Raw genomic sequence first — 16,808 nt, 5'->3', positions numbered from 1 at the left:
ATGAAAGCATCATATAACTGGTTAAAAGAATATTTAAATCTGCAGGAAGTAACACCTGAACAACTGGCAGATCAGATTACGCTGACAGGGATTGAAGTGGACAGTCTGATTGAACCAGGCAAAGGGTTGAATAACTTGGTCGTAGGCCATATCAAGTCATTGGAGAAAATGGAAGATTCTGATCATTTGAATATTGCTCAAGTCGATGTTGGAGCAGAAGAGCTGTATCAAATCGTCTGCGGAGCACCTAATGTGGCAAACGGTCAGAAAGTGATAACGGCTTTGCCAGGCGCAAAGTTGCCTGGGAACTTTAAAATCAAAAAAAGCAAGCTGCGCGGACATGTCTCTAACGGAATGATCTGTTCTTTAGGAGAACTCGGCTTTTCTGACTCAGTGATCCCTAAAAATGCCGAAGATGGGATTTATATTCTTCCGGAAGAGGCAGTCGTCGGTGAATCAGCATTGCCTTATATTGGACTGGACGACGTCATCATTGATCTGGATATTACACCAAATAGAGCAGATGCAATGAGCATGCGCGGTGTAGCCTTTGAAGCAGGAGCAATCCTTTCTCAAAAGCCTGAATTTGAAAAAATTACAATATCCGAAAGTACAGAATCGATTATCGATAAAGTTCAAGTCGCTGTTCAAAACCAGCAAGATACGCCATATTATAAATTGCGAATGGTCAAAGATGTTACCGTAAAAGAAAGTCCGCTATGGCTGCAGAGAAAGCTGATGAATGCAGGAATCAGACCTATTGACTCAGTAGTTGATGTAACAAATTATATTATGCTGGAGTACGGTCAGCCGTTGCATGCATTTGATTATGATGCTTTAGGTTCAAAAGAAATATTCGTCAGAAGAGCAGAAAATAACGAAACGATTACTACACTGGACGGACAGGAAAGAACTTTGTCTTCAGAAAACTTAATCATTACAAATGGTGAAGTTCCAGTTGCATTAGCTGGAGTTATGGGCGGACAAAATTCTCATGTCACAAAAGAAACGAAAACTGTTTTAATTGAATCTGCTGCGTTTGCTTCTGCATTAGTTCGTAAAACTGCACAATCTTTGAACTTGCGCAGCGAATCTAGTTCTCGATTTGAACGCGGACTGAATTTGGCGACGATCCAAACGGCATTAGATCATGCTGCTGCATTAATGGCGGAGATCAGCGGGGGAACCATATTATCCGGTACTGCAGAGATCAACGCTGAACAGCCGGTTGAAAAAGTGGTTTCAATCAAGTTGGGCAGAATCAATCATGTACTTGGAACTGACCTTTCTCTTGAAGCGGTTGCCGCGATATTTACGCGCCTGCAATTTGAATTTGACCTTATTGAAGATCAATTCAATGTGACAGTTCCCCTTAGAAGATGGGATATTTCGATTGAAGCGGATCTATTAGAGGAAGTTGCTAGAGTTTATGGCTATAACAAGATTCCTTCAACATTACCAACGATGGAATCTACACCAGGCGAACTAGACGAGAAACAACGGTTAACACGCTATGTTCGCCGTTTCCTGGAAGGCAGCGGATTAGCGCAAACAATCAGTTATGCATTGACTACACCTGAAAAAGCGGAAAGATTCAGCTTGAAGTCTTCTAAAACGACCAGCTTGGACTGGCCAATGAGTGAAGAGCATAAAACCCTCAGATTAAGTTTGATCAGCGGCCTGGTGGACAATGCAGCTTATAATATTGCCCGTCAGTCAAAACAGGCTGCTCTTTATGAAGTTGGGCATGTGTTCTACGAAAATAATGAATCGGTCTTGCCGAATGAAGAAGAGCATGTTGCTGGGCTGGTAACGGGATCATTAACAGAAAAAACGTGGTCTGCAGACAACACTCCAGTTGATTTCTATACCTTGAAAGGAATTCTGGAGGAATTGTTCAGTACTATCGGATTAAAAGAGTCTATTCGATACAATGCTTCCCAAGCTTATCCAGACTTGCATCCAGGTAGAACAGCAGAAATCCAATTAGGCGGCACTCCGATTGGTATAATCGGTCAAGTTCATCCTTTGGTTGCGCAGCAATTTGATTTAGAAGACACCTATGTATTTGAATTGAACCTGGAAGCACTTGTACAAGCAGAAAAAAATCCAGTGCTTTACAATACGATTCCTAAATATCCAGGGACTTCTCGAGATATTGCATTACTGGTTGACGAGTCTGTTACGCATCGTCAAGTAATGGATGTCATCGAAGCAAATGGTGGAAAATGGCTGCAGCAAGTACGCTTATTCGATTTATACCAAGGAGAGCACATTGAACAAGGCAAAAAATCATTGGCGTACTCGCTTGCGTATTTGAATCCTGAAGCAACGTTGAAAGAAGAAGAAGTCAACAAAGATTTTGAAAAAGTCAAAACAGCATTAGCTGAAAAACTTTCTGCAGAAATCAGATAAAGTTGAACAGTCACTGAACGGATTGATCTGATAATCAAAACAGTTAAGTGTTAAGTAAGACAAAAAACAAAAAGGCTTCTACGTAGAGATGATTCTATGTAAAAGTCTTTTTGTGCTGTTAGCAGACGGTAAAAAATCAGTCAGCGGAAGGTCTGTAAGAGTTGGAAACAGCAAACAGGCTAGAAAACGACGATCAAAGGATGCATGAACCGCTTTTTCATGTTATTATAATAGAGAATTTGCATGTCTAGGAGGCTAATGCATGCCTGAAGAAAAAAGAAGATTCAAGGCTGAGATTGCTGGACAAACTTATACGATTGTCGGCCCTCGGTCAGAAAAGCATATGCAAGTCGTCGCGCAGACAGTAGATGAACAAATGACATTGCTGCAGAAGATGACAAAGGGATTGGATACAGAGAAACGCGCCATGCTGATGGCCATCAACGCAGTGTCTGATCAACTGGAAATGAAGAAAAAAGTTACAAAACTAGAAGATAGAATTGCAGAACTGGAGCACCAGTTAGCACAAGAAAAGAAATTAAATAGCCAATAAGGAGAACACCATGTTATTATCGTTAATTATTATATTATTACTTTTACTCTCGCTTTACAGCGGAGCTAAAAGAGGATTAGTGTTGCAGCTTGTGCTGACTATCGGATATGTCATTTCATTTTACTTTGCTTTGACTTATTATAAAACAGTCAGTGAATGGGTTGAAATGCTGGTGCCTTATCCAAGCCCGTCTGCTTCTGCTGAGAGTCCTTTTGTCCTATATGGACAGGAATTCACCTTTAGTCTAGATCAAGGGTTTTATAATGGAGCAGCCTTTATTGGCATCTTAGTCATCGGGTGGATTTTGACAAGATTCATCGGCGGGTTATTGAATTTCTTAACTAAAATCCCCGTAGTCAAGCAGCTGAATGCCATCGGCGGGTCAGTTGTCGGGTTTATTGTTCAATATGTTGGAGTATTCTTGATTCTATTTTTACTTTCGATGATTCCAGTCAGCTTCATTCAATCTCAGTTTGAATCCAGTGCATTAGCCAGAGTCATTGTTTCTGAGACACCAGAACTATCTTCCAATATCTACAACTGGTGGGTTGAGGAAGGTTTAGTAGAAGATACAGCACCTGAGCAACCGGCAATTGAAGAAGAATAGTCGTTAATATTATTATGTAGAAATTGATCAAATAAGTATGAAAAGAGGTGTTGGCCTAGAAAACGAGAGCTTAACTAGCCGTTTTCCAGCCGCACTTTTTTTGAATGGATCAGCAGCTGTTAAGAAATCAGCGCAATCAACAATCAGAGATGAGAGAGGTTTGAAAGTTTGAAGATGAAAATTGAAAAGTCCTATAAAACATTGGATTTTCCCAAAGTGATCCAGCAGCTTTCTGGCCATGCTGTTTCTGCTCTGGGAAAAGAAAAAATCCAACATTTGACGCCTTCGTCTGATTATGATGAAGTCAGATATAGACAAGAAGAAACAGACGACGGGGTAAGGATTCTGCGTATGAAAGGCGGTATTCCAATCTCTCCGTTCATGGATGTGAGACCGCATCTTAAGAGAGTGAAGATCGGTGCAGCTTTGAATGGAAAAGAATTAGCCCAGATCGGTAAAGTCATTAGAAGTGTCAGAGAAATCAATCAGTTTTTTACGCTCATGCGTGAAGAAGAAATTGCCTTGACACAGCTTTATAAGGTCAGTGATCAGTTTGTCCCTTTAAAAGGCTTGGAACGCAGTATTTTCGCTATAGTTGACGAGGGAGGATATGTACTGGATGATGCCAGTACAAAACTCAAAGGGATTCGTACAGGTATCAAACAAACAGAAAGCCGTGTAAGACAAAAGCTGGAAAGTATTGTTAGAGGAAGCCAAGCCCGTTTTTTGACGGATGCTATTATTACCATGCGCAATGATCGCTATGTTATCCCGGTCAAACAAGAAAACAGACAGACTTTCGGCGGAGTGGTCCATGACCAAAGTTCAACCGGCCAAACGCTGTTTATTGAACCTCAAAGTGTAGTAGATCTAAATAATCGACTGAAACAGTATCAGAGCGAGGAACGAAATGAAGTAGCCAGAATCTTAGCTGAAATGACTGAAGAGCTGATGCCGCATACGGATGAGATTGATCAGAATATGACCGTACTGGTTATGCTAGATTTTATCAATGCTAAAGCAAAATATGCAAGAGAGCTGAATGGCGTCAGACCTTTGATCAGTACCGAAAATCATGTTTCTTTTATACAGTCAAGACATCCGCTTCTGGGAGAGGATGAAGTCGTAGCCAATGACTTGATTCTTGGAGAAGAGTATCAGACAATGATTATTACAGGTCCAAATACCGGGGGGAAAACCGTTGCCCTTAAAACACTGGGACTGCTTCAGCTGATGGGCCAATCAGGACTGCAGCTGCCTGTAGAAGAAAATAGTACGATGGGGATTTTCTCCAGCGTATTTGCTGATATTGGAGATGAACAGTCGATTGAGCAAAGTCTATCGACCTTTTCTTCACATATGACAAATATTGTAGATATCTTAAACCGCATTGACGAGAATAGTTTGATTCTTCTGGATGAATTGGGTGCAGGAACCGATCCGCAAGAGGGAGCGGCTTTGGCAATCGCCATGCTGGATGCTATTGCAGCTAAAGGGAGTTATGTACTGATCACTTCTCATTATCCAGAATTAAAAGCTTATGGCTATAACCGGCCGCAAACCATCAATGCCAGCATGGAATTTGATGTAGAGACCCTTAGTCCAACTTATCGCTTGCTGATTGGGATTCCAGGCCGAAGCAATGCTTTTGAAATCGCCAGCAGACTTGGACTGGATCAGACCATTATTGAATCGGCTAGACAATTGATGAGCGGAGAAAGCCAAAGCGTCGATGAAATGATTCAAGATCTTGAAACCAAACGCAAACAGGCCAATCAAGAGACAGTTAAAGCGAAAGAAGAACTCAGAAAAGCAGAACGATTGCATAAAGAGTTAAAAGCTGCCTTTGATGAGTATGAAGCGGAGAAAGAACGCTTGAAGAAACAAGCTGAAGCTGACGCAAATCAAATTGTTGAAAAAGCACAAAAAGATGCCAGCCGGATTATTGAAAAACTGCGAGCGCGACAGCTAGAGGGGCAAGCAGGAGGCAATGTTAAAGAACACGAATTTATCGATGCACAAACCCGATTATCTAACTTAAAAACGGAAGAAGAAACTTTGCAGAAAAATAAAGTACTGCAGAAACAAAAACGTAAAAAAGAACTGAAACCAGGAGATGCTGTTCAGGTAGAATCCTTCGGTCAAAAAGGAACGATCATTGAAAAAGCCGGCAATAAACAGTGGGTCGTTCAAATGGGTATGCTGAAAATGAAATTGAATGAAAGTGACTTAACACTGACTCAAGCGGAAAAAGAACCTAAATCAACTCGCACGACTTTGAAATCTTACTCAGTAGGATCTGTCTCTACTGAACTAGATCTTAGAGGTGAACGCGTGGAAGCTGCGTTAAACCAATTAGATCAATATATCGATCAGGCACTATTGTCCAATTATCCTAAAGTGACCATTATTCATGGTATGGGTACAGGAGCCGTCAGAAAAGCGGTTCAGGATTATTTGAAAAAGCATCCGCAGGTTAAATCCTATAGTGATGCCCCTGCTAATCAAGGTGGGAATGGTGCAACAAATGTTACTTTCAAATAAGCAGAGAAAATAAGAGAAGAGAATAGATTTTTTATAAAATGTTTGGTATACTGAAAATGTTGATACAAACTTACTTTTTATTAGTAAATTTATAGGAGGATTTAGAATGGTTAAAGAATTAACAGACAATACTTTTGAAGAACAAACAGGATCTGGCTTATCACTCGTTGACTTTTGGGCAACTTGGTGCGGACCATGCCGTATGCAATCTCCAGTTATCGATCAATTAGATGAAGAATCTAATGGAGAAGTTAACTACTTCAAAATGGACGTAGATGCCAATCAAGAAACACCCAGCAAATTCGGTATCATGAGTATTCCAACTTTATTAGTGAAAAAAGATGGAGAAGTTGTAGAAAAATTAATTGGATATCACAGCAAAGAGCAAATTGAAGCAACCTTAGCGAAACACAAATAATTTCAAATTGAAAATGCTTGAGATCTGAATAAGGACACCCCTCCAAAAATTCCGGAAATAAATATAGACACAATAAGATATACCGTGTCAATGAATGATCCGCGAATTGCAGAGGGGTATCTTTGTGTATATTTATGTTTAAGAACCTTATAGTTAATTGTGTCTAATTTTCAACAGAATTTTCAGTTAAATTGAAGAAATGTATACAAAGCTTTCATTTCCATATTGTTTGAGCTAAAATGTAGCCAATATAATAGTAAAAGAAAAACCAGATTACTTAAAGAAACTTAAACGGATTTACTTATAATATAGATACTATAAAATTATAAACAGTTCTTCTTAAAGTCAATTTTGGTACGACTACTTGTGTAATGAATGGAGTGTGTTGTAGATGGTCCAGCAAAATATGCTTAATAATGATGTGGAAGACACCTCAACGTATGAATATGTAGTAGAATGCAGAGAAAAAACAGTACGTTTAACAGTAGATGTTCGTGATGTCTTTTATAATGCAGACGATGTATTGGATTGTCCTTTGGATGTTGTATTAAGAAAAAACGATTATACACTACAGGATTTAATGAGTTGGGATGCAAGAGAAGTAAGATTTATTCAAGTCGTTAATGGTAAGGAAAATGTTATAAACAGCGTCATACTTAATGTTAATCTATAGTAAAAGTCAAAAATAAAATTAAAAAGAACAGACGAAGTGTTTTTGAACAAAGCAGTAACTGGGATAGAGAGAATGACTGCTGGTTCATGACGCTTTTTTATGTATTTAAAAACAACCTTTCAGAAAGAAGTGTGACTGGGTTCCTTCAAAAGATTGTTTTTTTTATATTATGAAAGCGGTTCTTTTGGGTCTGATTGAACAGTGATCCAAACTTCCTTTTTTCTAACTTTAACTTCATAAATAGCTTCCGTATAAATTTGGTCAATGACTTGCAGCTGCTGGGCTAAATAGCCGGTTTCTAAAGCAAAAGATGCTGAAGAGTGATGGTTCAGTCTTTCTTCTACGACTTCACCTGTTAGCCTGTATTCTAATTTATGTTTCCTTTGATTCTCTAAAGTCAGCGTACCAAAAGAAAACAGATCAAACATAGCGGGCAAATCATTTACTGAGTGTGCATGTTTTTGTCGAGCAAGCTCTTTTCCTGCCCAGTATAAAATGTCGTCTATTTCTTCACCTAAAAGATTTTCAAGCAGTTGATCTCTTAATAAAAGAATGGCATCTAGTGAAGCATTTTTCGGTAACTCTTCTGCCAAGATTTCCACCTCATAGTCTTAATTTAACCTCTATAGTATAACTTAGAATCCAGATGATTTCTAATAGAAATTAAATTGTTCATAAGAATGTGCTATTTATAAAATACATAAACATTCAAACTCAGGTATTGTTCGTGTTACGTTCTGCTTGCGATTTTTATAAAAAAAAGAGAAAATAGAAAAGTGAAGCTGGAATAGACAAAAGTCAGCTTATAGAACTACTGTATCAGTATAATGGATAGTGCTGATATCGTTTGAGAAGGTTGTAGGAAATATGAAGAAACAAGCCATAGGATTATTGGATTCAGGTGTCGGTGGATTGACCGTCATGAAAGAAGCAATGAAACAGCTGCCCAATGAGTCTTTTTATTACATTGGAGACACTGCCCGCTGTCCATACGGACCAAGGCCTGAAGAACAAGTCAAAGCATTCACTTGGGATTTAACAAGGTTTTTATTAGACAAAAATATCAAAATGCTGATTATTGCCTGTAATACAGCAACTGCCGCGGCTTTGCCGGAGTTAAAAAGGGTATTGAAAATCCCAGTGATTGGTGTGATCCTTCCAGGAAGCCGAGCAGCCATTAAAACCACTCATCAGGGCAGAATAGGGGTCATTGGAACGGAAGGTACGATTCGATCCGAAGAGTACCGAAAAGCAATCAAAAAAAAACAGCAGCAAACAGAAGTATTCAGCCAAGCGTGTCCTAAATTTGTACCTTTAGTAGAAAGTAACCAGTTCAACAGTGCAATTGCTAAAAAGGTTGTGACAGAAAGCTTGAGAGATCTGAAAAGGCAGAAGGTAGATACACTTGTGATGGGCTGTACACATTATCCGCTGCTGAAACCGTTGATTCAAAATGTAATGGGCGAACAGGTTACTTTGATAGATTCAGGGGCTGAAACAGTCAATGAAGTAAGTGTGCTGCTGGACTATTACGATCTCGCAGAAGAAAAGACCGATCAACCGAATGAGCGGAAATTTTACACCACGGGATCCGTTAATATGTTCAAAGATATCGCTTCCAGCTGGTTGAAAATGAATGAAATCGAAGTAGAACACGTATCAGTAGAGGAATTGAAAGGAATAGAACTTAATGAATCAGACAGAAAATAAAGTGATCGTCATCGCAACAGAAAATAAAGGGAAAGCCTCAGAGTTTAAATCTATCTTTGAGAAACAAGGATTTGAGGTACGTACGCTGCTGGATTATCCTGAGATTGACAGTATTGAAGAAACAGGAGAAACGTTTGCGGAAAATGCTTTATTAAAAGCAGAAGGAGTTGCCGAAATACTTGATACAATGGTATTAGCAGATGATTCTGGATTAAAAGTTGACGCATTGCAGGGACAACCTGGGGTCTATTCAGCTCGGTATGCCGGAGAGGAAAAAAATGACGCCAAAAATAATGCCAAGCTACTAGGAGAGCTTTCAGAATTACCATTTGATGAGAGAACGGCTCAGTTCCACTGTACGTTGGCGCTAGCTGCTCCTGGAAAAGAAAGTCTGACGATTGAAGGAGAACTGGATGGATATATCTTAGGCGTTCCAAGAGGTCAGAATGGATTTGGCTATGATCCGTTATTCTATGTTCCTGAAAAAGAAAAGACAATGGCTGAGCTGACACAAGAAGAAAAGAATAGCATCAGTCACCGAGCGATTGCAGTTAGAAAACTAGATAAAGTATTGGAAGATTGGATAAAAAATCAATAGAAAAAGAGGGATGCAGAGATGAAAGTACTAGTCATAAGTGATAACCATGGTGAAGCTTATTTAATGGAGGAAATCTTCTCTATTTATCAAGAAGAAGTAGATGTATGGATACACTGCGGAGATTCTGAGTTTAAAGAAGATAACCCTGTTTGGCAAACTTATCAGACAGTAAGAGGGAATATGGATATTACAAAAGCGTTCCCAGAGACAAATGTCATCGAATACTACGGTCAAAAATTCTTTGTAGCACATGGGCATCTTCATCATGTAAAGACTTCTTTTGATGCTTTGAAAAAAGCTGCAAGAAAGGAAGACTGTCAAATTGTCTTTTACGGCCATACACATATCCCGAAAGTCGATAAAGAAGAGGGAATCTATTTTATTAATCCAGGCAGCATCTCACAACCACGAGGTCCAATCAACAAAGGCAGTTACGCCATTCTCGAGATAGAAAATAATAGTGGAAATATCACGTTTTATGATGAAGATCATCATTCGCTTCCTCAGCTATCTCAGAAGATAGAATTGTAAAATTGATAATCGTGAACAGACAGCAGAGAGGTCTTCAACTTGCCAGCGTATTTAGGTGAGTTGAAAAAGATGCTCTGCTTTTTTTGCGAGCAGAATTCGTTAACTGGAAAAGTGGTAAAATAATGAAATAAAAACAACAAGATTAAAATGAAAAAGTTCAAATCGTAAAAATGTTTTCTAAGAAAATTCTCTTAATTGACAGTTTGATTTGGTGAATGTCTTCAAAGATAGTAAAATAGATGAGTGGTAAGAACGTTTACAAGGAGTGGGAATATGATTGGTGAGAAAATCAAAACCTTACTGATTGACCAAGATAAGGACTTAGTAAAACCTGCTGATCAAGTAGCAGTAGTAGGGACAAAGAATCGATTGAATCATGCTTTGCTGATATTAACAACAGATAAATATGCAGTGGTACCAGTGTTAGATGAAAAATCCAGAATGAAAGGATTAATCTCTATGCCTTCAATTATGCAGGCGATTATGGAGATTGAAGATGTTCATTTCGAAAAACTCGGAGAAATAAAAGTAGAGGAAATAATGGATACGGATTTTCCGCATGTTTTTGAAGATTATGAGCTGGAAAATGTGTTACACATGCTGGTCAACCATGCCTTTATTACAGTCATTGACGAAGACCAGACATTCAAAGGGATCATTACCAGAAGTGAAATCTTAAAAGGAACCAATCGGATTGCTCATGAGTTTGAAAAAGTATATGATGTACGCGAAAAACTGCTAACAGATCCTTTAAAGTAGAAAAAAAACGATAGATCACTCAGTGATCTATCGTTTTTTAACGTTGTCTGTTCAATTAAATAGCCGTTGTATCAAAGTTGATTCTAGGCAATTCAATCCCTTCTCTCACTAATGCATCTACGTATCCTTCATAGAAAGCATTGCGGACACCGATTTCTGTTCCTGCTTTTGAATACATAATAATCTGAGCTGCTGTCTGACCTGCTCCGATTGGCACAAAAGCAACTTCTGCTGGTTCAACGGTTATTTCTTCGTATTGAGGAATCAGTTTTTTGTTGACATCTTCTAATACTGCTCTAACTTGATCGAGGTTTGTATTAGGAAATAAGCGCAACTGGATCATTACACGCATATCCGCTCGTGAACGGTTACTGATGACAGTGATGGATCGATTGGGAATAAAGTGAATCGTACCATCAAAGTCTTTTAATTTGGTCGTTTTAAGGTTCACATCTTCCACAGTTCCTAAAATGCCATTGACGTTAACCACATCTCCTACATCCAACTGCTTTTCCAGTAAAATCATGAAGCCGTTGACGATGTCAGAAACAAATCCTTGAGCACCTAGAGATAAAGCTAAACCAATAACCCCGGCACCAGCAACGAGTGTTCCAACTGGAATTCCGATTATCTCTAATATTGTGTAGACCAAGAAAAAATACAGTACGCTGTTAAATAGATTTTTACTTAATTTATATAAAGTGTTATAACGATTCGGTACAGTTTGTTTCTCTCTCATATATCTTTTGAATACTGTTTCAATGACATAGCGTCCTACTTTTTTGAGAATAAAGAAAACAATGACTGCTAATAAGATCTGGATGACTCCAACGATCGCTCTGACCATAATGGCATTCCAGTCTATAGAGTTCCAGAAATCGGTGATGATGTTTGTCTGTTCAGTTACTTCTTTAATGACTTGATCTGTTCCCTCTCCTGATGCTAAATACATATCGTTGATACCCCTTTTACTAGCGTTTATATACAGCCGCTTTAATTTGCTAAAATAAATTGTATCAAAAAAAGGGACAGAATCCTATTGCAAATATGTAACGATTATAATGTAAAGGCTATTTCAGATCTAAATAGAGGACTGCTAATCCTTCTTGGTTAGTCATATTCTCTGGTTTCAAGTAATCTTCAAAATTTGTAAAAGATATTCGGTTAGAAGACCAGATTCTCAGCGGAATGGATTCTCCAGAAGAAATTTCGGTCGGTCCTTCAATTTCACTATACATCGTCATCGAATGGTTAAAGGAAGAGAACAGATCGGTCAGATTTTCAGTATTGGATGTGCCTTTTCCAGACAACAAAAATTTTGCTTTTAGTGTTCCAAAATCTGAATCAACAGAATCATCTGGAAGAATTCCCCAAGTAATGAGTCCATTATAATCAGACTTTCCGGAAGATGATAATCCAGCAAATCCGATGGAAGCTGTTTTATTTTCGAATTCATAATAGTCCAGTCTTAATTCAACAGCTCTACCTTCATAGTTCATCTCATAACTTTCATAGTCGCTGAACAGTAGAGAACTGGGAGTAGATTGCTTGGTTTCAGAAATACGAATATGCTGATCAGAAAGACCACTGACTTCTTCCTCTGCAAAAGACCCCAGATTATAGTACCAGCTCAGTAAAATACCGATAGCTGCTAAAAGGACAATAGACAAGAAAATCCAAAAGAATCGTTTGTGTTTGATCTTCATACCTGATTGCTGATTTTGGGGTTTGCCAAATTGATAACGCGTTTTATTCATTAGACTCCACCTTTCAGTTAGTTAGTTAGTTAATAAGTTTAAAGAGTGTTATTCAGACATAGCTATTATACCGTGAAAGAGCTTTAAATAGATAGCTGAAATATGATTGGATTACCTAAGATTATTTGAATTGAATAAAAGCTGCAATCTTACTATTTGCTTTTTTGATTTGCGGAATGGTATTCTAAAAATGTAAATAAATTACGAAAGAGGGATAAAATATGTCAGGTGGAGAAATCGCTGCTCTGATTGCAGCTATTGCATTTGCAGTTTTAGTTTTAGGACTATGCTATGTGTTATTTAAAGTAGCGAGTGTTGTGTCTCAACTAAATACAACAGTTGAGGAAGCGAACAAGAGCTTAGGAACAATCACTAAAGATGCAGATCATTTACTGATCGAAGTCGAAGGGTTGCTTAATAAGACAAATACAACCTTAGATGACGTGAATGGGAAGTTAGGGTTAACAGATCCGTTATTCAAAGCTGTTGGAGATTTAGGAATTTCTGTTTCCAGCTTGAATGATTCGACTAGAAATCTGACTTCATCATTAGCGGGTGCCTCTAAACGTGGTGCATCAATTGGTTTATCAAGAAAGATCAACAATAAGATTGCCAAGAAATAATTACTAGACTCAATGAATAGAAAAGAAACAAACTTAAAAGGAGAGCGGATAGTTATGGGGAAAAATAAAGCAGAAGGCTTTTTACTAGGAACCATTGTCGGAGCAGTTATTGCTGGAGCGAGTGCACTGTTATTTGCTCCAAAATCTGGAAAAGAAATGCGCGATGATATTACTAAGCAAACGAATAAATCTAAAGGTCAATTTCAAGAGTATGCAGACTTAGCAAAAGAAAAAGGTACTGAACTTAAAGAAACCGCGCAAAAAGCAAGTTCAGACTATATGAAAAATGCTAAAGACACGTACAGCCAAGTTGCAGATTCTTTGAATAAAGGCAAAGATCAGCATAAAGATACTTTAGACCAAATCAAAAAAGAAGCGATGGATACAGTGAATGATGGTGTTCAAAAAGGAAAAGACATGAATAACCAGTCTAACGACACTGGAGTTGAAGGTGCAAAAGATCGTACAATGTCTTTTGATTACGATGAAGCAAAAATGGCTGAAGATGAAGCAAAAGGACAACGTACAGAGAATACAAGTACGGAACAAACAACCGAAGACGGACGTCAAGATAAAGATACAACAAACACAAATGTTGGAATTTAATTCTGTTACTTTCACTTCAAGTCTTATAACAAAGAATGGAGATACTCACTCTAACCGGGAGTATCTCTATTTATTTTAGTCTAAAGGAGGTTTCCTATATGTCTTTACGTTCAGTTATCAATATGATTATTATCGGAACATTATCTTATATGTTGATCATTTTTGTACTGAGGATTTCTGGAAAGAGAACATTATCTAAGATGAATGCTTTTGATTTCATTGTGACAGTTGCACTGGGTTCAACGCTTTCAAGTCTTTTAATCAATTTTCAAAGAAACTTATGGCAGGGCATTATAGCATTCTGTCTACTGGTCTTTCTGCAGTTTCTTACCAGCTGGTTATCAGTACGGTTTAAGTTGGCAAATAAACTTTTGAAGTCACAGCCGACTATGCTTTATTACAATGGAGATTATGATGAAAGAGCTTTGAAAAAAGAGAGGATTGCAAAAAATGAGATTACACAGGCGTTGAGATCACAAGGAATTGGGTCTACTGACACAGTATCAGCAGTAATTTTAGAAACAGACGGCACATTTTCTGTCCTAAAGAAAAAAGCAGATAGCGAAGAAACGTTAAGAAATGTAGAATAATTTAAAAAGCTTGCATGAGCTTTATGAAGCTCATGCAGGCTTTTTAAATGGTTAATTAGACGGTTATAAGTGTCTTTGGCGTATGTGTGAAAGATTTACAGCCATCTGCGGTGACGTAAACACAGTCTTCAATTCTTACCCCAACTTGATTCTCAATATAGATACCTGGTTCAAGTGAGAAACACATACCTTCTTGAACGACCATAGAACTTCCTTTTGATAAACTTGGAAATTCATGAACGGTTTTACCTAATCCATGTCCAAGACGGTGGGTAAAATACTCTCCGTATCCGGCTTCTTCAATAATAGAACGAGCGATTTGATCTAGTTCTCCAGTAGTGATCCCGGGTCTAACAGCAGCTTGAGCGGTTTGCTGCGCTTTTAAAACAATATTATACACCTGTTTCAATTCTTCGGAAATGTCTCCAAAAGCTACTGTACGTGTCACATCACTAGTGTACCCATCAGCGACTACACCTAGATCGAATAATACCAGTTCATTCGCTTTCAGTTTGCGTGAACCTGGATTGCCATGCGGACTGCCGGCATGATCGCCGAAAAGGACCATCGTCTGGAAGCTCATTTCAGAGATCCCCAATTTTCTAAGTTCATATTCTATCTCAGCAACCACTTCTTGTTCGCTGATGCCAACTTTAAGAGCACTCATTCCAATTTCCAAAGCTCGATCTGCCATTTTTCCAGCTGTTTTCATTTTTGAGAGCTCATCGTCTGATTTGATTAGCTGGATCTCTTGAATCATACTTGAAATATCTATGGTTTGTTCAGGATTCGTCATAGCAAGCAGCTGCTTATAACGGTCAACCGTCAATTGATTTTCAACTAATCCGATCGTTTCAAAGGATTGATTGTAACGGTTTAATTGCTTAGAGATAATCTTCCATGGGTTTTCTTCATCCTTGTAACTGATGATTTCTTCGATAGAGGATTGAGCTCGTGCTTCTGACGCTTCCAGAAACGGAGTAAATAAGAATACAGAATCTTTTAACACAAAGAGTGCTAGTACTCTTTCATGAGGATTGCTTTCAAAACCTGTTAAATACCCAATCAGATTAGGGTCATCAATATAGATCATGTCTAACTGTTTGTCTGAAACTCGCTGGATCAGTTGTTGTAATGCTGTGTTCATCGTATTCCTCATTTCCATCAAATTGTTTGCTATTTGTATTGTAACACGATTATAATGAGAGAGCACGAAGTTGAAAGTAAGCCTTTTCTGAAAAACTCAAAGAAATTTTCATGAAAATAATAATTTTATATTGAAATCTCTTTCATGCTTTGATAAAGTAAAAACAGGAAAACAATTTTACCTGATTCAGCCTTACTCAGCCGGCAATTTGACTGATTGGCTGAACATTAAAAACCGGTATTTGACCAAAGGAGAAAATAAAATGGATAAACAAACTATCACGATTTATGACGTGGCGAGAGAAGCGGGCGTTTCAATGGCTACGGTTTCGCGTGTCGTAAACGGAAATCCTAATGTTAAACCTACAACTAGAAAGAAAGTATTGGATGTCATTGATCGTTTAGATTATAGACCTAATGCAGTGGCCAGAGGATTAGCGAGCAAGAAAACAACCACTGTCGGAGTGATTATTCCTGATGTAACCAACTTGTACTTTTCATCTTTAGCGCGAGGAATTGATGATATAGCAACCATGTACAAGTACAATATCATCTTGGCAAACTCTGATGAAAATGAACAAAAAGAAGTACAAGTGTTGAATACACTGTTAGCAAAACAAGTAGACGGTGTCATTTTTATGGGAAATAAAATCACCGAAGAGCTGCGCGCTGAATTTTCACGCTCTCGCACACCGGTGGTTCTTGCTGGAACTGTAGATCCAGATGGCCAAGTTGGAAGTGTAAATATTGACTATACGGCTGCTACAGAAGACTGCGTAACATCACTGATTGAAAAAGGGCACAAAAAAGTGGCGTTCATTTCAGAAAGTCATGATGAACCAATCAATGGGCAATACCGACTTGAAGGGTACAAATCAGCTTTGAAAAATGCTGGAATCGACTATGATGAAAATCTTGTTGTACAATCAGAATACACGTATAAAGTCGGCGATGTAGTCTTTGAACAAATCTCTAAAGCTGGTGCAACGGCTGCCGTAGTGGCAGATGATGAACTAGCGGTTGGTGTATTGAATGCAGCTTTGGATAGAGGAATCAGTGTACCGGAAGACTTTGCAGTCATTACATCAAATAATTCCAAACTAACTGACATGACTCGTCCGCAGTTAAGTACAATTGTTCAACCGTTATATGATATCGGAGCAGTATCTATGAGATTACTGACAAAATTAATGAATAAAGAAGAGATTGATGAAAAAACCATCAAATTACCTTATCATATTGCAACAAAAGGAACGACTAAAGAAGCATAAATTAAAT

Annotated in this window: 17 protein-coding genes and 1 pseudogene; 14 read left to right on the top strand and 4 right to left on the bottom strand. The window is 38.2% G+C overall.

Annotated elements, in window-relative coordinates:
• The 6 genes from pheT (at position 1) to B6F02_RS08140 (ending at position 7,210) form a co-directional block, all read left to right on the top strand.
• Positions 1-2,415 carry a phenylalanine--tRNA ligase subunit beta gene (pheT, locus tag B6F02_RS08165; RefSeq protein ID WP_080146861.1) on the top strand — a complete coding sequence of 805 codons (2,415 nt, stop codon included), beginning with the start codon at positions 1-3 and terminating at the stop codon, positions 2,413-2,415.
• Between the two features lie 262 nt (positions 2,416-2,677).
• Positions 2,678-2,968 (top strand): cell division protein ZapA, encoded by a 291-nt coding sequence (locus tag B6F02_RS08160; protein WP_080146860.1) that lies wholly within the window; start codon positions 2,678-2,680, stop codon positions 2,966-2,968.
• Between the two features lie 10 nt (positions 2,969-2,978).
• Positions 2,979-3,575, top strand: coding sequence for a CvpA family protein (locus B6F02_RS08155; RefSeq protein WP_080146859.1), 597 nt, complete (start codon positions 2,979-2,981; stop codon positions 3,573-3,575).
• 174 nt (positions 3,576-3,749) lie between these two features.
• Entirely contained in the window at positions 3,750-6,119 is a 2,370-nt protein-coding gene (locus tag B6F02_RS08150; RefSeq protein WP_080146858.1) for an endonuclease MutS2, read from the top strand.
• A 106-nt stretch (positions 6,120-6,225) separates the two neighbouring features.
• Positions 6,226-6,537 carry a thioredoxin gene (trxA, locus tag B6F02_RS08145; RefSeq protein WP_080146857.1) on the top strand — a complete coding sequence of 104 codons (312 nt, stop codon included), beginning with the start codon at positions 6,226-6,228 and terminating at the stop codon, positions 6,535-6,537.
• A 391-nt stretch (positions 6,538-6,928) separates the two neighbouring features.
• The gene (locus B6F02_RS08140; RefSeq protein ID WP_080146856.1) at positions 6,929-7,210 is read left to right on the top strand and encodes a hypothetical protein; all 282 of its coding nucleotides are present in this window, start codon (positions 6,929-6,931) and stop codon (positions 7,208-7,210) included.
• Between the two features lie 167 nt (positions 7,211-7,377).
• Here the strand turns inward: B6F02_RS08140 and B6F02_RS08135 are convergent, their stop codons facing one another.
• On the bottom strand, positions 7,378-7,803 hold the full coding sequence (locus tag B6F02_RS08135) for a DUF2507 domain-containing protein (RefSeq protein WP_179128550.1): 426 nt from the start codon (positions 7,801-7,803) through the stop codon (positions 7,378-7,380).
• 274 nt (positions 7,804-8,077) lie between these two features.
• Here B6F02_RS08135 and racE point away from each other — a divergent pair, with 274 nt between their 5' ends.
• The 4 genes and pseudogenes from racE (at position 8,078) to cbpB (ending at position 10,808) form a co-directional block, all read left to right on the top strand.
• Positions 8,078-8,920 (top strand): glutamate racemase, encoded by an 843-nt coding sequence (gene racE / locus B6F02_RS08130; protein ID WP_080146854.1) that lies wholly within the window; start codon positions 8,078-8,080, stop codon positions 8,918-8,920.
• Positions 8,913-9,518, top strand: a pseudogene (locus B6F02_RS08125) (XTP/dITP diphosphatase); the annotation flags it as partial. The gene racE and the pseudogene B6F02_RS08125, both read left to right, overlap by 8 nt.
• An 18-nt stretch (positions 9,519-9,536) precedes the next feature.
• Positions 9,537-10,049 (top strand): metallophosphoesterase family protein, encoded by a 513-nt coding sequence (locus B6F02_RS08120; RefSeq protein ID WP_080146852.1) that lies wholly within the window; start codon positions 9,537-9,539, stop codon positions 10,047-10,049.
• Positions 10,050-10,322: 273 nt separating this feature from the next.
• Positions 10,323-10,808, top strand: a complete 486-nt coding sequence (gene cbpB, locus B6F02_RS08115; protein ID WP_080146851.1) for a cyclic-di-AMP-binding protein CbpB — start codon at positions 10,323-10,325, stop codon at positions 10,806-10,808.
• A 55-nt stretch (positions 10,809-10,863) separates the two neighbouring features.
• Here cbpB and B6F02_RS08110 read toward each other — a convergent pair whose 3' ends face one another.
• Together B6F02_RS08110 and B6F02_RS08105 are read right to left on the bottom strand one after the other, a co-directional pair.
• Entirely contained in the window at positions 10,864-11,760 is an 897-nt protein-coding gene (locus B6F02_RS08110; RefSeq protein WP_080146850.1) for a mechanosensitive ion channel family protein, read from the bottom strand.
• Between the two features lie 118 nt (positions 11,761-11,878).
• Positions 11,879-12,565 carry a hypothetical protein gene (locus B6F02_RS08105; RefSeq protein ID WP_080146849.1) on the bottom strand — a complete coding sequence of 229 codons (687 nt, stop codon included), beginning with the start codon at positions 12,563-12,565 and terminating at the stop codon, positions 11,879-11,881.
• A 221-nt stretch (positions 12,566-12,786) separates the two neighbouring features.
• Between B6F02_RS08105 and B6F02_RS08100 the strand changes: the two genes are divergently transcribed.
• From B6F02_RS08100 to B6F02_RS08090, 3 genes are all read left to right on the top strand, one after another.
• Entirely contained in the window at positions 12,787-13,188 is a 402-nt protein-coding gene (locus B6F02_RS08100) for a DUF948 domain-containing protein (protein WP_080146848.1), read from the top strand.
• A 54-nt stretch (positions 13,189-13,242) separates the two neighbouring features.
• Complete coding sequence (locus tag B6F02_RS08095) at positions 13,243-13,794, top strand: YtxH domain-containing protein (protein ID WP_179128549.1); 552 nt, start codon at positions 13,243-13,245, stop codon at positions 13,792-13,794.
• 98 nt (positions 13,795-13,892) lie between these two features.
• The gene (locus B6F02_RS08090; protein WP_080146846.1) at positions 13,893-14,384 is read left to right on the top strand and encodes a DUF421 domain-containing protein; all 492 of its coding nucleotides are present in this window, start codon (positions 13,893-13,895) and stop codon (positions 14,382-14,384) included.
• Positions 14,385-14,439: 55 nt separating this feature from the next.
• Here the strand turns inward: B6F02_RS08090 and B6F02_RS08085 are convergent, their stop codons facing one another.
• Positions 14,440-15,531 carry a M24 family metallopeptidase gene (locus tag B6F02_RS08085; protein WP_080146845.1) on the bottom strand — a complete coding sequence of 364 codons (1,092 nt, stop codon included), beginning with the start codon at positions 15,529-15,531 and terminating at the stop codon, positions 14,440-14,442.
• A gap of 262 nt (positions 15,532-15,793) precedes the next feature.
• Here B6F02_RS08085 and ccpA point away from each other — a divergent pair, with 262 nt between their 5' ends.
• Entirely contained in the window at positions 15,794-16,801 is a 1,008-nt protein-coding gene (ccpA, locus tag B6F02_RS08080) for a catabolite control protein A (protein WP_080146844.1), read from the top strand.
• The last annotated feature ends 7 nt before the right edge of the window (positions 16,802-16,808 follow it).

Origin of the sequence: Marinilactibacillus piezotolerans (assembly GCF_900169305.1) — a bacterium.
Classification (GTDB): domain Bacteria; phylum Bacillota; class Bacilli; order Lactobacillales; family Carnobacteriaceae_A; genus Marinilactibacillus; species Marinilactibacillus piezotolerans_A.
The sequence above is the reverse complement of the archived record's forward strand: the minus strand, read 5'-3'. Positions and strand labels throughout refer to the sequence as shown.

Excerpts from the sequence above, each read along its gene's own strand:
- B6F02_RS08160 (WP_080146860.1), top strand. The coding sequence starts at position 2,678 with ATGCCTGAAGAAAAAAGAAGATTCAAGGCTGAGATTGCTGGACAAACT.
- pheT (WP_080146861.1), top strand. The coding sequence starts at position 1 with ATGAAAGCATCATATAACTGGTTAAAAGAATATTTAAATCTGCAGGAA.
- B6F02_RS08095 (WP_179128549.1), top strand. The coding sequence starts at position 13,243 with ATGGGGAAAAATAAAGCAGAAGGCTTTTTACTAGGAACCATTGTCGGA.
- B6F02_RS08100 (WP_080146848.1), top strand. The coding sequence starts at position 12,787 with ATGTCAGGTGGAGAAATCGCTGCTCTGATTGCAGCTATTGCATTTGCA.
- racE (WP_080146854.1), top strand. The coding sequence starts at position 8,078 with ATGAAGAAACAAGCCATAGGATTATTGGATTCAGGTGTCGGTGGATTG.
- B6F02_RS08105 (WP_080146849.1), bottom strand. The coding sequence starts at position 12,565 with ATGAATAAAACGCGTTATCAATTTGGCAAACCCCAAAATCAGCAATCA.
- B6F02_RS08150 (WP_080146858.1), top strand. The coding sequence starts at position 3,750 with ATGAAAATTGAAAAGTCCTATAAAACATTGGATTTTCCCAAAGTGATC.
- B6F02_RS08090 (WP_080146846.1), top strand. The coding sequence starts at position 13,893 with ATGTCTTTACGTTCAGTTATCAATATGATTATTATCGGAACATTATCT.
- B6F02_RS08155 (WP_080146859.1), top strand. The coding sequence starts at position 2,979 with ATGTTATTATCGTTAATTATTATATTATTACTTTTACTCTCGCTTTAC.
- cbpB (WP_080146851.1), top strand. The coding sequence starts at position 10,323 with ATGATTGGTGAGAAAATCAAAACCTTACTGATTGACCAAGATAAGGAC.
- B6F02_RS08085 (WP_080146845.1), bottom strand. The coding sequence starts at position 15,531 with ATGAACACAGCATTACAACAACTGATCCAGCGAGTTTCAGACAAACAG.
- ccpA (WP_080146844.1), top strand. The coding sequence starts at position 15,794 with ATGGATAAACAAACTATCACGATTTATGACGTGGCGAGAGAAGCGGGC.
- B6F02_RS08140 (WP_080146856.1), top strand. The coding sequence starts at position 6,929 with ATGGTCCAGCAAAATATGCTTAATAATGATGTGGAAGACACCTCAACG.
- B6F02_RS08120 (WP_080146852.1), top strand. The coding sequence starts at position 9,537 with ATGAAAGTACTAGTCATAAGTGATAACCATGGTGAAGCTTATTTAATG.
- B6F02_RS08110 (WP_080146850.1), bottom strand. The coding sequence starts at position 11,760 with ATGTATTTAGCATCAGGAGAGGGAACAGATCAAGTCATTAAAGAAGTA.
- trxA (WP_080146857.1), top strand. The coding sequence starts at position 6,226 with ATGGTTAAAGAATTAACAGACAATACTTTTGAAGAACAAACAGGATCT.